Origin of the sequence: Lentzea sp. NPDC005914 (genome assembly GCF_040629405.1) — a bacterium.
Lineage (GTDB): Bacteria > Actinomycetota > Actinomycetes > Mycobacteriales > Pseudonocardiaceae > Lentzea.
Map to the genome: position 1 here is coordinate 1 of NZ_JBEXVQ010000068.1, position 14,647 is coordinate 14,647.

Here is a 14,647-nt window from a genome sequence, read left to right on the forward strand (position 1 = left end):
TCGGAAGCCACCCAACGACAAGCAACCATCAGCCACACCTCGTCGCTCCAGGCATCCAGAACATCCCGTCCTGAACATCAACAATCTTATGGAGCAAGCATGATCCGCCGCCTCGTCCCCGCGGCAGCCGTTCTGGCGCTGCTGGCGGGATGTTCCGACGAGCCCGACCCGTCCAGACCGGTCGGCGACCCCTCCCCCGGCGTCCTGCGCGTCCTCGCCGGCAGCGAGCTGGCGGACCTGCAGCCCGTCCTCGACGAGGCCGCCAAAGCCACCGGGATCAGTGTGAAGTTCAGCTTCACCGGCACCATCGAGGGTGCCGAGAAGGTCGCGAGCGGCGCCGCCGAGCAGGGTTTCGACGCCGTTTGGTTCTCCTCCAACCGCTACCTCGAACTGGTCCCCGACGCCCAGAAGCGCCTCGGCACCCCGACCAAGGTCATGTCCTCCCCGGTCGTCCTCGGTCTGCCCGCCGCCAAGGTCAAGGAACTGGGCTGGGACTCCAAGCGCGTCGGCTGGGCCGAGATCGCCGAGGCCGCGGGTGCGCAGAAGTTCACCTACGGCATGACCGACCCGTCCGCCTCCAACTCGGGCTTCTCCGCACTGGTCGGTGTAGCGGCCGCGTTGTCCGGTTCGGGTTCGGCGCTGGACGCGGCCAAGATCTCCGCCGTCGCCCCGCAGCTCAAGCAGTTCTTCTCGGCCCAGACGCTGTCCGCAGGCTCGTCGGGCTGGCTGTCCGAGGCCTACGGTCGCAGGGCCAGGGGCGAGGATCCCGGCGCCAAAGTGGACGGTCTGATCAACTACGAGTCGGTCCTGTTGTCGCAGAACCAGCCGGAACCGCTGACACTGGTCTACCCGAACGACGGCGTGGTCACGGCGGACTACCCGCTCACGCTGCTCAAGTCCGCGTCGTCGGAAGCCCGTGAGGCGCACCAGAAGCTCTCCGACTACCTGAAGAGCCCGGACGCCCAGCGCAAGATCATGGACACCACGCACCGCCGCCCGGCCGTGCCGCAGGTGCCGCTGGACGGCAAGTTCGCGGTGAAGGACCTCGTCGAACTGCCGTTCCCGGGTAGCCAGTCCGCTGTGGACGGTCTGATCACCACGTACTTCGACAAGCTGCGCCGCCCGTCCCGCACGCTCTACGTGCTCGACACGTCCGGTTCGATGCAGGGCGACCGCATCGACGGCCTCCGCCAGGCGCTGGCCGGGCTGACGGGCGCCGACGAGTCGCTCGCGGGCAAGTTCAACCGGTTCCACGGCCGCGAGCAGGTGACGTTGCTGCCGTTCAACAGCACCGCGCGCCCGGCGTTGAAGTACGAGGTGCAGGCGGACAACCCGCGCCCGGTCCTCGACCAGATCCGCGACACCGCGACGTCCCTGGACGCGTCGGGCGGCACGGCGATCTACAGCAGCCTGCGCAGCGGGTACGACGTGCTGCGCGAGCAGATCAACGCCGACCCGGACCGGTTCACGTCGATCGTGCTGATGACCGACGGCGAGAACACCGGCAGCGAGGACATCCTCCAGTTCCAGGTGTTCCACCAGAACCTGCCGCAGAACCTGAAGGGCATCCCGATCTTCCCGGTGCTGTTCGGCGAGAGCGCCACAACCGAGATGGACCGGCTCGCGAAGATGAGCGGCGGCAAGGTGTTCGACGCCCGCAGCCGCTCGCTCTCCGCCGCCTTCAAGGAGATCCGTGGCTACCAGTAATCCGGTGCTGCGCTACCTGGCGTCCTGGAAGAACCTCGCGGGCTGTGTCGGCGGCCTGATCGGTCTCCTCCTGCACCTCGTCGGGCTCGCCGGTTCGTACTGGGTCGTCGTGGTGATCGGCCTCTACGGGGTGGGCGCGCTCGCCGCGCCTCCCGAGCGGATCATCCTGGTCACGGACCCGGAGGAGGAAGCCGGTCAGCTCCGGGCCGAGCTGGACGCGCTCGTCCAGCGAGTGCGGGGCTTCAACGTGCCCACCGAGGTCGCCCCGAAGCTGGGCGAGATCGCCGAGATCCTGCGCGGCATGCTCGACCGCCCACGCGAGCTGCGCGCCGACCCGGACGCCCTGCACGCCGTCACCAGGCTCGTCGGCATCGACCTGCCGCTGTCCGTCCAGACCTACCTGAACCTGCCGTGGTGGTACGCCGCCGCACGTGGCTCAGGCGCGGAACTGGTGCGGCAGCTGGACTTGCTGAAGGCCGACGCCGTCAGGGTCGCGGAACGGTTCCACGCGGCCGACGCGCAACGCCAGACCGACCACACGCGGTACCTCGAAGATCGCGAGTAGCCTGCGGATCATGCGTTACGTCAGGGTTTTCGCGGACGAGAACGGCAAATCGGGCTTCGAGGACGTCGAGGTGGAAGGCACGCCCACGGTCACGGTCGAGGGCGTGCCACCGCTGCTGGTGTCCGGACCGTTCGCGGCGTCGTCGATGCTGGTCGTCGAGCAACCGTCCGGGGGCACGCCCGAGTGGGAGCTGCACGTGGCCCCGCGCAGGCAGTGGCTCGTCGTGCTGACCGGCCGGGCCGCCGTCACGGTGTCGACCGGGGAACGCCGCGAGTTCGGGCCGGGCGCGTTGCTGTCCTTCGAGGACACCGAGGGCGAGGGGCACATGTCCACGCCGCTCACGGACGACCTGTCGTTCGCGATGTTCCCGCACCAGGCCGGCTGAACGCCACTCCACCCGCCGTTCGCTTCCCCGAACCAGGTCCATCAGACCCGAATACGTGCGTACGTGGCGCCGCCCAGCCTCCACTAGATTCTTGTGTCCAGATGGAGCGAGGCAGTGCTGCCGGAGTCGGCGTTCGACCGGGCGAAGCGGGGTTCCGGGCAGTTCTTCCTGGTCGACGAGCAGCAGCGGGCCCAGGCCGTGGAGCTCGCCCGGGCACACGGGTTCGCGGTCGTCTGGGCGAGCTGCCGCCCGGACGCACCCGCGTACTGGCGACATGTGGTCGACGTCCTGACGGGCACGCCGGCCCTGATCCTCGTCGACGACATCGACCTCGCCGGTGAGGACGCCGACCAGCTCACCCGGTTCCTGGCCGACGTGCATCTCCTGCCCGTCATCATCGTCGTCACCTCCACGGCGTTCGACCTGGTCGAACGCGCCCACACCGCGCTGGCGGAGGGCCGGGTCGCCGAGGCGCGGGGGTTGCTGGACCAGGCGGCCCGCGACGGCGATCCCGAAGCCGCGCTGGGGCTGCCGGGCATGTGGGTCAACAAATTCCGCGGCCGGGCCGACCGCGCGCTGGCGATCTCCCGGCTGCGAGAGGCGCTCGCGACCAGCCCCGCCGAACCGCTGCGCACCCGGCTGGTCGTCCGGCTCGCGGCCGAGCAGGCCTACCACCGGCGCGAGACCGAGCCCGTGCTGGAAGCGTTGACCCGGGCCAGAGCAACCGGCGACCCGGTGACCGTGGCCGAGGCGTTGTCGTTGGCCCATCATGCCTTGTGGTCACCGCGGCACATCGCCGCCCGGCTCGACCTCACCGGCGAGTTGATCGCCGTGGCGTCGGCGGCGGGACTGGACCTGCAGGCGCTCAGCGGGTTGTGCCGGCGCACCCAGGACCTGTTCTGCCTGGGCGACCCGCACGCGGAACGGTCCCAGACCGAACTGGCCGAGCGGGCAGCGGGCTTTCCGGCGGTGCTCTTCTTCCACGCCGCGATGGACGTCATGCGGACGATCCGGGCCGGCAGGTTCGCCGAGGCCGAGCAGAAGGCCGCCGCGTGCCTGAAGCTCGGGGCCGAGGTGGGCGACGTGGACGCGGAGACGTTCCACAGCACGCACTTCTTCGCGATCCGGTGGATCCAGGGACGCGGCCGCGAGCTGGTCGACCTGGCCGAGCAGGTCACGCAGTCCCCCACGCTGCCGGACCTCGAGTTCACCTTCGAGGCGGCGCACGCGTTGCTGGCGATGGAGGCCGGGCAACCCGACCGCGCACGGTCGGCGCTGCAGCGGCTGACCATCAACGGCCTGGCCGCGGTTCCGTTGTCCAGCAACTGGATCACGTGCATGTTCTCCGTGGTGCACGTGGCCGCCGGTCTTGGTGACGCGGAGATCGCCCGCGAGGCCTACCGGTTGCTCGCGCCGTTCGCGGACCTGCCGGTCGTGCCCGCCACCGCGGTCGTCTGCTTCGGCTCGACCGAACTGCTGCTGGGCTTGACCGCCATGACGTTCGGCGACAACGGCCTCGCCGTCGCGCACCTCGAACGCGCTGTCACCACCAACATCCGGCTGGGCAACAAACCCATGACCGCCTACGCCCGCGCTCAGCTCGCCCAGGTCGTGGGCGGGGAGCGGGCACGAGAGCTGTGGGACGCCGCCATCGCCGACGCGGCCGAGATGGGCATGACCGAGCGCGTCGCGCAGTGGACCCGGCGCGCGCCGACCGGCCGCATCTCGATCCGGCGCGAAGGCGGCTGGTGGGTCGTGTCCCACCACAGCGCGGAAATCCGCGTCGAGGACCTCGTCGGCATGCGGTACCTCGCCCAGCTCGTGGCGGCTCCCGGCGCCGACATCCCCGCGCTGGAGCTCGTCGGCGGGCAGGACAGCGGCAACCAGCCGTTGCTCGACTCGTCGGCCCGCACCGCCTACCTCGCGCGCATCCGCGACCTCCGCGCGCGGATCGAGGAAGATCCGGCGCCTCAGTTGGAGGTCGAGCTGGAGGCGTTGCTCAGCCACCTGGAGCACGAGACGGGACTCGGCGGCCGCACCAGGAACTTCGCCGGCCCCGCCGAACGCGCCAGAACCGCTGTGCGCAAGGCGATCCGCCGCGCCATCGACACCATCGCCACGACCGAACCGTCCACAGCGGACGCTCTGCGGTCGTCCGTCACCACCGGATACCGCTGCTCGTACCGGCCTGGGCGATCTTGACCACCGGACGGCAGCCGGTTCGCCACCGGCGGTTCGTAGAACTTTGTGCAGGCGCCATCGGAAAGCGCCACGCACCGCACAAGGAGAGCTATGGAAAAGCAGAGATCCGTGCTGCAGCGCCTCGTGCGCTTCGGCGCGATCGGGCTCGCCGCCCTGGGCCTCATGACCGTGATGTCGGGCGCCGCCGAAGCGAAGTCGACGTGCTCGAGCGGCTCCAAGCACGTCATCTGTTTCTCGATCACCCATGTCAGCGGCGACCAGTACGACGTGCACGTGGGCATCGACATCACCATGTCCCAGGCCGACGCGCAGGCGATCATCGACCAGCCCGGTGACCCGATCGACGCGTGGGCCATGGGCGCCGACCCGTTCTTCGACAACGCGGAGTTCCGCATCCCGCTGAGCTGGGTCAACGCCTGGGAGGGCGGCCTGAGCGCCGAGATGGACATCCGCGTGCCGTACGCGGCGCTCGACGAGGACTCCGACGGCGGCGACGAGCTGTACGCCCGCGTGCGGCTGTTCGACCAGCGCGTGTCGACCAGGACCTTCAGGTCGAGTGAGCTGTCCAGCCCGTTCTAGAGAGCACTACGGCTTCCCGGCGGCGCAATGCGTCGCCGGGTTCCATGCCGAACTCGTCCACCAGCAACGTCCGCACCCGCCGGTACGTCCGCAGCGCGTCACCGGGCCTGCCCGCCCGGTGCTGCGCGTCCATCAGCAAGTCCCACAACGACTCCCGCAACGGGTAGAGCGCGACGAGCCGTTCCAGCTGCCCGATCGCCTCGGCGTACCGCCCGTCCAGGCACAGCGCCGCCGCGTGGTTCTCCTCCGCGAACGCCAGCGCCTCCCGCAACCTGATGATCTCCGCGCTCGCCCAGCCCTCGACCGGGCAGTCCGCAAGCGGCTCACCGCGGTGCAGAGCCAGTGCCGCCGCGTATCTGCCGCGGCTGACGTGCTCGTCGAACTCCTCGACGTCCACCACGACCCGCGTGACGTCCAGCAGATAGCCTGGTTCCCTGGTCAGCACCACGCCGTCCGCGCCCGTTGCCGCGAGTGCCCTGCGGACCTTCGCGATGTGCCCCTGCAACGTTTTCGTCGCCGTCGGTGGCACGTCCTCACCCCACAGGCCGTCGACCAGCGCCGACCGCGACACCATCCGGCCGAGCCGCAAGGCCAGCAACGCGAAGACCGCCCGGCGTCTGGCACCCGTGAAGTGCACGAGACCTTCCGGCCCGTGCACCTCCAGCGGCCCGAGCAGCCGCACCTCGACTCTCATCCCGATTCCCCTCCCCTTGGACACAGGAAGAGGCGTGCCGCAGGTGTGCCGTGCCGTGGCACATCACCCGACCAGCGACGACTACGTAACCGCGAGATAACGAAAATGTCTCAGGGAGATATACCGACCGAGTACTCGGTCGGTATATCTGGTCTGCTCGTCTCGTCCCCCTGCGGAAGGCGCGTTGATGAACGTCGAAGAAGCGATCGCTCACCTCGATCTGGCGAGGAAGGTCCGGTTGCTGACCGGGTCGGCGATGTTCGCGCTGTGGCCGGAGCCCGCGATCGGGCTGGCGTCGCTGAAGCTCTCGGACGGGCCGACCGGCGTGCGGGGTGACGAGCTGCGGGGTGGCCGGATCGCCTGCCTGCTGCCCAACGCCACGTTGCTGGCGCAGCACTGGGACCTGGAGGTCGCTTCCGAGGTCGGGTCGCTGCTCGCGGACGAGGCCGCCGCGCAGAAGGTCCACGTCGTGCTCGGCCCGACGATCAACCTGCACCGCACACCGCTCGGCGGTCGACTGTTCGAGGCCTACAGCGAGGACCCGCTGCTCACCGGCGCGCTGGCCGCCGCGTACGTGCGGGGCTTGCAGGACAAGGGAATCGCCGCGACGCCGAAGCACTACGTCGCCAACGAGTCCGAGACCGAGCGACGCACGGTGAGCTCGGAGCTCGACGCGAAGACGTTGCGCGAGGTGTACCTGCTGCCGTTCGAGATCGTCGTCGAGGACGCCGCGCCGTGGGCGATCATGGCGGCCTACAACAAGGTCAACGGTGTTCCCGCGACCGAGCACACCGAGCTGGTCGAGGGCGTGCTGAAGGGCGAGTGGGGCTTCGACGGCCTGGTCATGTCCGACTGGTTCGCCGCGCAGTCCGCGGCCGAGACTGCGAACGGCGGGCTCGACCTGGTCATGCCCGGTCCCGGCGGGCCGTGGGAGGACGCGCTCGTCGCGGCCGTGGAAGCGGGCGAGGTCGCCGAGTCGGTCATCGACGACCACCTGGGCCGCCTGCTTCTCCTGGCGTCGCGGACCGGCGCGTTCGGTGGCGAGCGCACCTGGCCGACCGGCATTCCGGCACCGGACAGCGAGGTCAGGCGGGAGCAGTTGCGCAGGCTCGCCGCGGGCGGCATGACGGTGCTGACGAACAACGGTGTGCTGCCGCTGGAAGATTCCCGTGTCGCGCTGATCAGCCGGCACGCGATCGACACCGTCGCCCAGGGCGGTGGTTCCGCCGGGCTGCGTCCGCCGCACGTCATCGGCATCGCCACCGGCCTGACCGCGCTGCTGGGCGACCGGGTGTCCGTTGTGGACGGTGTGGAGGTGCGGAAGAGGCACGCCGCTCCCGGCCCCGGCGTGCTGCGCGACATCCGCGCCACGACGTTCGACGCGTCCGGCGAGGTGCTGGCTTCGCGGGAGATGGAGATCGCCGAGCTCGCGGCGTACGGCGGGTGGGCGCAGGGTGCCGCGTCGATCGAGGTGTCCGGCGAGGTCGTGCTGGACGAGCCCGCCCGCATGCTGGTCGGGGTGCGCGGGTTCGGCGACTGGACGCTGGAGGTTTCCGGTGAGCAGCACGCCACCCGGCTGGCCTGGGCGGACGGCATCGTCGAGGAAGCGCTGCTGAAGCCGCCGTCCTGGACGACCGAGGTGCTCGTGTCCCCCGGCGATCGAGTGACGGCGCGCGTGCGCGAGGCCGCCGCGCTGGTCGGTCTCATCACCCAGCCTGTCCCCCGCTCGCCTGCCGACGCGATCGGCGCCGCAGTGCGGGCCGCGCGCGAGGCCGACGTGGCGGTGGTGGTCGTCGGCCTCACCGACGAGCAGGAGACCGAGGGCTTCGACAAGACCACGCTGGCGTTGCCCGGCGAGCAGGACACACTGGTCGCGGCGGTGGCGGCGGCCGCGAAACGCACGGTGGTCGTGGTGAACGCGGCGACGCCGGTGCTGATGCCGTGGCTCGCGCAGGTCGACGCCGTCCTGTGGGCGGGTCTGCCCGGCCAGGAAGCCGGTGACGCCGTGGCGGCCGCGTTGCTCGGCCACGTCGAACCGGCCGGGAGGCTGGTCACCACGTTCCCGCGGTCCGACGCCGACGCGTTGACCCCGGTACCTGTCAACGGCACGTTGCCCTACTCCGAGGGCACGGCGATCGGCTACCGCGCCGCTGTCGACCCTTTGTTCTGGTTCGGCCACGGCCTCGGCTACACGACCTGGGAGTACGGGGCAGCAGATCTGTCCACTGTGGATGGCGTGGTCGGCACGGTGTCGGTGTCGCTCACCAACACCGGCGCACGATCCGGCCGCGAGGTCGTGCAGGTCTACCTGCGCCCGTCCGGCGAACCGGTCCGCCTGATCGGCTGGGCCACCGCCGACCTGGCCGCGGGCGAGAGCACGGTCGTCGAGGTGCCGTGCTCGCCGCGCGTGCAACGCGTCTGGCAGGACGGCTGGCAGCCGCTGACCGGCGGCGAGGTGCTGATCGCCCGCGGTCTCGGCGACGTCCGCGTTACCCTGCGGGCAGATCAGGAGTGAGGTGAGCCGTGTCGTTCCCACCGAAGTACCGGGCCAGATCACGGGTGGACATCTCGGGCGAGGAGTCCAGGGCGAAAGCGGTCGCCGTCGCCACCGAGCTGTTCGCCACGTCCGGCTTCCGCGGCACGTCGGTGGCTGCCGTCGCGGCGAAAACCGGGCTCTCGCAGTCCGGTCTGCTGCACCACTTCCCCAGCAAGGCGGCCCTGCTGGCCGCCGTTCTGCAGGAGCGCGACCGCCAGGACGGCGACTTCCTCTCCGGCGACACCGACCCGCCCCTGGGCTGGGCGGCGTTCGACGCCCTGACGGCCCTGGTCGCCCGCAACTCGACCCGCCCGCAACTGATCGGCCTGTTCGTCCGCCTGGCCGCCGAGGCCACCGAACCCTCGCATCCGGCCCACGCCTGGATCCGCGAACACTACGAGGGCACCCGCAACTGGCTCACCGATGCGGTCCACTGTGGACAGCAACGCGGCGAGATCAGCCCGGACGCCCCGGCCGCCACGATCGTGCGCACCACGATCGCGGTGATCGACGGCCTGCAGCAGCAGTGGCTGCTCGATCCGAAGATGTCGATGGCAGCGGAGTTCGAGGCGTTCACCGACACTCTGCGCGCCCGCTGGGGAACCTCCGGCCAGGGGTAGACGTCCTCAGTTCATGCCAATTCGGCGACAACGTCTGCTCGTCGTGCTCGGCTCCGCGATCGTGTTGACGGTCGCGGTCGCCTGGGTGGTGTTCGGCTGGTCCTCGGGGATGGACGCGGCGCGGGAGCAGGCCGTGCGAACCTCGGTCGACACCTATTACGAACAGCACCACTGGCACGGCAGTCTGGAGGACTCCCACCCGAACCAGGGGGTGAGGTGGTTCTGCGCGGGCCAGGTGATCGAATCGGACGCGAACCAGCAGGAGACCGCGGTCGGGATCCTGGAGATGTGCCAGGAGTTCGTCGCGATGGACGGTGAACTGATCGTCGGCAGCGGTGAGGCAGCTCCCCGGCTCGTCACCGTGACATCACCACCCAAGCCCGTGGACGTGCTGCGCGTTGAGGCACCAGGAGACGGATCGCGATACTCACCATGGGTGGACGCCAACTTCTCCTGGATCGGCGTCAGGAAGCTCCATTGGCTGCAGCAGAACTCGGTCCCGGATCTGGAGAACGCGACGGTCGTCAAGGCCCGCACCGCGTTCGGGTTGCCCGCGGACGCACCGGTTCACCGATGACGCCGGAACGCCTCACCGCGACGCGCTGGCCGACACCGGAGCGGTGAGCATGCCGACGATCAGATCGACAATTTCCGACGCCGAGTGCGGGTCGTCGCGCGGCAGGCCTCGCTCGCGGTCGGCCAGCAGGGCGAACAGCACGGTGGGCAGCACGCGCAGCCGGCGGCGCCGCACCGCGGACGGCAACTGCCCCAGCGCGCGGTCGAGGCGCACGATGATCAGCCGGACCGCGGCACGTCCTGCCCGGTCGAGATTGGTGTCCGCGGCCAGTGCGGGGTGAGTGCGGACCTGTTCCAGGAACCGCGCGTAATGGGTGGCGCCGTGTGAGTAGGGCACGGTCAGCATCGGCACGACCAGTGCCGAGACCAGGGCGCGGACGTCCTGCGCCGTGCCGGTCGCCTCGCTCTCGGCGAGCAGTTCGAGGCGATGCTGTTCCAGGTCGGCGATGCGATGCTCGGCGACCGCGTCGATCAACCCGTCCCTGGAGCCGAAGTGGTACTGGACGGCCGAGTTGTTGCGCTGCCCCGCGGCCGTCGCGATGTCGCGCAACGGCACCTCGGGGCCGTGCTCGGCGATCAGCCGCTCGGCGGCGACGATGATCCGTTCTCTGGCGTCCGCGCTGGCCACGGCACCACGTTAACACGCGCGTCTTGACTTTTAAGCACCAGAGCTTAAGAGTGAGCCGGGTGGTAACGGACATGTTCGGGTTGTCAGGCGCGGTGGCCGTGGTGACCGGTGCGGGACGGGGAATCGGTGCGGCATCGGCGGTAGCACTGGCCGAGGCGGGCGCGGACGTGGTGATCAGCGCGCGGACCGCGGAGCAGCTGACGGAGGTCGCAGGCAGGATCGAGGCACTGGGCAGGCGGGCTGTCACCGTCCCGGCGGATCTGTCCGATGTGGACGCCGCAGCCGCGCTGGCGCACACGGCCGTCGAACGGTTCGGGCGGCTGGACGTGGTGGTGAACAACGTGGGCGGCACGCTGCCGAACACGTTCCTGACCACGACGCCGGACTTCCTGGAAGACGCCTTCCACTTCAACGTCACCACCGCCCACGCGCTGACCTGCGCGGCGGTACCGCTCATGCTCGCGAACGACGGCGGGTCGGTGGTCAACATCGCCTCCGTGATGGGCCGCCTCGCCGGGCGCGGGTTCCTCGCCTACGGCACGGCGAAAGCGGCCCTGACCCACTACACGCGCCTGGCGGCCACGGACCTCGCGCCCCGGATCAGGGTGAACGCGATCGACGTCGGCTCGGTCCACACCTCGGCACTGGACGTCGTCGCCCGCGACGAGAAGATCAGGACCTCGATGGAACAGGCGACCCCGCTGCGCCGGCTGGGGCACCCCGACGAGGTCGCGGCCGCGGTGCTGTTCCTGGCCTCACGGGCGTCGGGCTACACCACGGGGTCGGTGCTGCGGGTCGACGGCGGGATCGGCGCGCCCAACCTCGACTTCCACCTCCCTGATCTCTGAGGCCTCGAGGAGGCACAGGTGACGTACCGCGTCGTGCAATGGAGCACCGGCAACGTCGGCAAGTGGGCGTTGCGCGGCATCATCGACAACCCCGCCCTGGAACTGGCGGGCGTGTGGGTGTCCGACCCCGCCAAGAACGGCCGCGACGCCGGAGAACTGGCCGGGCTGGACCCGCTCGGCATCCACGCGACCACGAACGCGGACCAGTTGATCGCGGCGAAACCCGACTGCGTCGTCTACACGGCGATGGCCGACAACCGGCTGGCCGAGGCGGTCGAGGACCTGTGCCGGCTGCTGCGCGCGGGCATCAACGTGGTGGCCAGCGGTCCGGTCTTCCTGTCCTATCCCGAGGGCACCGTGCCACCCGAGGTGACCGACCCCATTCGCCAGGCCGCGGCCGAGGGCGGAAGTTCGTTGTGGGTCAACGGAATCGACCCCGGCTGGGCCAACGACTGGCTGCCCCTGCTGCTGTCCGGCACGTGTCAGCGCATCGACCTCATCCGCTGCTCGGAGATCACGGACTACTCGACCTACGACAACCCGTTGGTGCTGTTCGACATCATGGGCTTCGGCAGTCCGCCCGACCACACTCCCCTGCTGCTGCAACCCGGCGTGCTCTCGCTCGCCTGGGGCAGCGTGGTCCGCCAGCTGGCCGCCGCCCTGGACGTCCCGCTGGACTCGGTGGTCGACCACCACGAGCGGTTCGCGGCACCGGAAGCGTTCACGGCCGCGGGCCGCACGATCGCCGAGGGAACCATGGCGGCGCTGCGGTTCACGGTCAGCGGCATGGTCGCGGGCCACCCTGTGCTGGTGCTCGAACACGTCACCAGACTGCGCCCGGACCTCGCGCCCGACTGGCCGCAGCCGGCCGGCACCGGCTGCTACCGCGTGGAGATCACCGGCGAACCCAACTACGTGCTGGACCTGCGACTGATCGGTGGCGACGGCGACCACAACACCGCGGGCGTGGCGTCGACCGCGATGCGCCTGGTCAACGCCGTTCCCGCGGTCGTGCAGGCCCCGCCGGGCCTGCTCACCGCACTCGACCTGCCCCTGACCACCGGACGCGGACTGGTGTCGCTGCCCGGCCGCTAAGCGCGACGGGTGTGGTTGAACAGCAGGTTGAGCACGAACGCGGTCAGCGCCGCACTGGTGATGGCACTGCCTCCGATCACCTGCACCCACGCGGGAAACGAGTGGTAGATCCGCGGCGCCACGACCGGCAGCAGCCCGACACCGATCGTCACCGCGACGATCAGCAGGTTCCCCGTGTCCTCGAAGTCGACCCTGCCCAGGATCCCGATGCCCAGGGCCGCGACGGTCGCGAACATGACCAGCCCGGCCGCGCCCACCACGGGACCGGGCAGGGCCGCGACGATCTCGCCGAGCTTCGGGATGAGGCCCAGCAGCACCAGGATCGCGCCGGCGACCGCGGTGACGTACCGGCTGCGCACCTTCGTGATGCCGACCAGGCCGACGTTCTGACCGAAGGCCGTGTCGAGGAAGCCGTTCATGACCCCGCCGAGCACACCGGAAACGCCCTCGGCGGCCAGGCCCCGTGCCAGATCGCGTGAGGTGACAGGGCGACCCGTCATCTCGCCGACCGCGAGCATGGAGGCGGTCGACTCGGTGAAGGTCACCAGCATCACCACGCACATGGAGATCACGGCGGCGAGCGGGAACTGCGGCGCGCCTAAGTGGAACGGGCTGGCGATCCCCAGCCACGCGGCGTCACCGACCCCGGAGAAGTCGGTCATGCCCAGCAAGATCGCGGCCAGAGTGCCGCCGACCAGCCCGATCAGCACGCCCAACTGCCTCAGCAACCCCCGGGCGAACCGTCCGACGAGCACGATCACCAGCACGATCCCGAACGCCAGAGCCAGCTTCGACGGCGAGGCGTAGTCGGCAGCGGACTCCTGGCCGGTGATCAGCCCGGCCCCGACGCCGATCAGCGACAGCCCGATCACCGTGATCACCGACCCGGTCACCACGGGCGGGAAGAACCGCACGGCTCGCGCGAACGGCACCGCGATCAGGATCCCGAACACGCCGGCCGCGAGCATCGAGCCGTAGACGGCCTGCAGGCCGTACTGCCCGGCGATCAGGATCATCGGCGTCACGGCGGTGAACGTCGCCCCTGCCACCACGGGCAGCCGGACGCCCAGCACGTTCCCGATGCCGAGCGCCTGCAGCAACGTGATCAGGCCCGCCACCAACAGATCGGCGTTGACCAGCAGCCCGATGGTGTGGGTGTCGAGCCCCGCGGCGGCACCGAAGACGAGCGGCACCGTGACGCAGCCCGTGTATATGGCGAGAACGTGCTGCAAACCGAGCAACCCCAGTCGCGCGGGTGGCAGCACCTCGTCGACCGGATGCTTCAGGGCGGTCTCCATGTGCTCTTCGTAGACCCTCGACGTTGCCGCCGCGTCACGTGGACGAGAAGTCGCCCGCTCAGCGGTACGTTCGGACCCATGACCGAGCCGGTGACACCGCTGACACCGCGTCCGGTGGGGTTCGCGCCCGTCGGCCAGTGGTGGCGTGACGTCACGTTCCTCCACTGGGCCGTGCCGCCGCAGGAGGTCGCGGGGTTCCTGCCCGCCGGCACCCGGCCGGACGTGCTCGACGGCGTCACCTACATCGGGCTCGTGCCGTTCCGCATGCACCCGATCGGCGGGCGGGTCGGGCCGCGGCTGCCGTACGTGGGCACGTTCTGCGAGACCAACGTCCGGCTCTACTCGGTGGACACCGCCGGAAGGCGCGGGGTCGTGTTCCTCTCGCTCGACGCGAGCAGGCTGGTCCCGGTGCTGGGCGCGCAGACCAGCGCGCGTCTGCCGTACAAGTGGTCGTCGATGCGGCTGGTCCGCGAGGACGACGTCCTCACCTACACCTGCCGGCGCATCTGGCCGGGACCTCGCGGCGCGTCCAGTCGCGTGGTCGTCCGGACCGGAAAACCCGTGAAAGCCGGTGACCTCGAACGATTCCTGACGGCGCGGTGGGGTCTGCACGTCGCCTGGCACGGGCGGACGATCTACCTGCCCAATGATCATCCGGAGTGGCCGCTGCACGAGGCGGAGCTGCTGGAACTGGACGACGGGCTGGTCGCCGCTGCAGGACTCGGACAGCCGGTGGGGCCGCCGGTCAGCGTGCTGCACTCACCAGGCGTGCCCGTGCGGTTCGGCGTTCCCCTCACCTAGGCCGTGTCCTGCAAGTCTGTTCGATGAGAGTCACGGTCGAGAGGCCCGGAGACGGTGCCGCCGAAGCGGCCTCATACCGGGCGTATTCGGGTGCTTCGGCGGTGCCGTCTCCG

General features: G+C 70.2%; 14 protein-coding genes. 11 read left to right on the top strand and 3 right to left on the bottom strand.

Features of this window, described 5'->3' with window-relative positions:
- Positions 1-99 precede the first annotated feature (99 nt).
- The 5 genes from ABZ345_RS46360 (at position 100) to ABZ345_RS46380 (ending at position 5,438) form a co-directional block, all read left to right on the top strand.
- Positions 100-1,707: a VWA domain-containing protein gene (locus tag ABZ345_RS46360; RefSeq protein ID WP_359861993.1), complete on the top strand. Its 1,608-nt coding sequence runs from the start codon at positions 100-102 to the stop codon at positions 1,705-1,707.
- Positions 1,694-2,272: a hypothetical protein gene (locus ABZ345_RS46365; RefSeq protein ID WP_359861995.1), complete on the top strand. Its 579-nt coding sequence runs from the start codon at positions 1,694-1,696 to the stop codon at positions 2,270-2,272. The genes ABZ345_RS46360 and ABZ345_RS46365 overlap by 14 nt, the downstream gene beginning before the upstream one ends.
- Positions 2,273-2,282: 10 nt before the next feature.
- Positions 2,283-2,657, top strand: a complete 375-nt coding sequence (locus ABZ345_RS46370) for a hypothetical protein (RefSeq protein ID WP_359861997.1) — start codon at positions 2,283-2,285, stop codon at positions 2,655-2,657.
- 93 nt (positions 2,658-2,750) lie between these two features.
- Entirely contained in the window at positions 2,751-4,859 is a 2,109-nt protein-coding gene (locus ABZ345_RS46375; RefSeq protein ID WP_359861999.1) for a hypothetical protein, read from the top strand.
- Positions 4,860-4,949: 90 nt separating this feature from the next.
- Positions 4,950-5,438 (top strand): hypothetical protein, encoded by a 489-nt coding sequence (locus ABZ345_RS46380; RefSeq protein WP_359862000.1) that lies wholly within the window; start codon positions 4,950-4,952, stop codon positions 5,436-5,438.
- On the opposite strand, the gene ABZ345_RS46385 is transcribed toward ABZ345_RS46380, so the two are convergent.
- Entirely contained in the window at positions 5,407-6,132 is a 726-nt protein-coding gene (locus tag ABZ345_RS46385) for an AfsR/SARP family transcriptional regulator (protein WP_359862002.1), read from the bottom strand. The two genes, ABZ345_RS46380 and ABZ345_RS46385, sit on opposite strands and share 32 nt — an antisense overlap.
- A 187-nt stretch (positions 6,133-6,319) precedes the next feature.
- Between ABZ345_RS46385 and ABZ345_RS46390 the strand changes: the two genes are divergently transcribed.
- The 3 genes from ABZ345_RS46390 to ABZ345_RS46400 are packed head-to-tail and all read left to right on the top strand — an operon-like array spanning position 6,320 to position 9,865.
- Positions 6,320-8,647 (top strand): glycoside hydrolase family 3 C-terminal domain-containing protein, encoded by a 2,328-nt coding sequence (locus ABZ345_RS46390; protein WP_359862004.1) that lies wholly within the window; start codon positions 6,320-6,322, stop codon positions 8,645-8,647.
- Positions 8,648-8,655: 8 nt separating this feature from the next.
- Positions 8,656-9,288, top strand: coding sequence for a TetR/AcrR family transcriptional regulator (locus ABZ345_RS46395; protein WP_359862006.1), 633 nt, complete (start codon positions 8,656-8,658; stop codon positions 9,286-9,288).
- A 13-nt stretch (positions 9,289-9,301) separates the two neighbouring features.
- Entirely contained in the window at positions 9,302-9,865 is a 564-nt protein-coding gene (locus tag ABZ345_RS46400) for a hypothetical protein (protein ID WP_359862008.1), read from the top strand.
- A gap of 12 nt (positions 9,866-9,877) precedes the next feature.
- Here the strand turns inward: ABZ345_RS46400 and ABZ345_RS46405 are convergent, their stop codons facing one another.
- On the bottom strand, positions 9,878-10,492 hold the full coding sequence (locus tag ABZ345_RS46405) for a TetR family transcriptional regulator (RefSeq protein WP_359862010.1): 615 nt from the start codon (positions 10,490-10,492) through the stop codon (positions 9,878-9,880).
- Between the two features lie 59 nt (positions 10,493-10,551).
- On the opposite strand from ABZ345_RS46405, the gene ABZ345_RS46410 reads away from it, so the two are divergent.
- Positions 10,552-11,340, top strand: a complete 789-nt coding sequence (locus ABZ345_RS46410) for an SDR family oxidoreductase (RefSeq protein WP_359862018.1) — start codon at positions 10,552-10,554, stop codon at positions 11,338-11,340.
- A gap of 18 nt (positions 11,341-11,358) precedes the next feature.
- A complete protein-coding gene (locus ABZ345_RS46415; RefSeq protein ID WP_359862012.1) occupies positions 11,359-12,435 on the top strand; it encodes a diacylglycerol kinase in 1,077 nt (358 codons plus the stop codon).
- Here ABZ345_RS46415 and ABZ345_RS46420 read toward each other — a convergent pair.
- Positions 12,432-13,733: a nucleobase:cation symporter-2 family protein gene (locus tag ABZ345_RS46420; RefSeq protein ID WP_359862014.1), complete on the bottom strand. Its 1,302-nt coding sequence runs from the start codon at positions 13,731-13,733 to the stop codon at positions 12,432-12,434. The two genes, ABZ345_RS46415 and ABZ345_RS46420, sit on opposite strands and share 4 nt — an antisense overlap.
- A gap of 78 nt (positions 13,734-13,811) precedes the next feature.
- On the opposite strand from ABZ345_RS46420, the gene ABZ345_RS46425 reads away from it, so the two are divergent.
- Positions 13,812-14,534, top strand: a complete 723-nt coding sequence (locus tag ABZ345_RS46425; RefSeq protein WP_359862016.1) for a DUF2071 domain-containing protein — start codon at positions 13,812-13,814, stop codon at positions 14,532-14,534.
- The last annotated feature ends 113 nt before the right edge of the window (positions 14,535-14,647 follow it).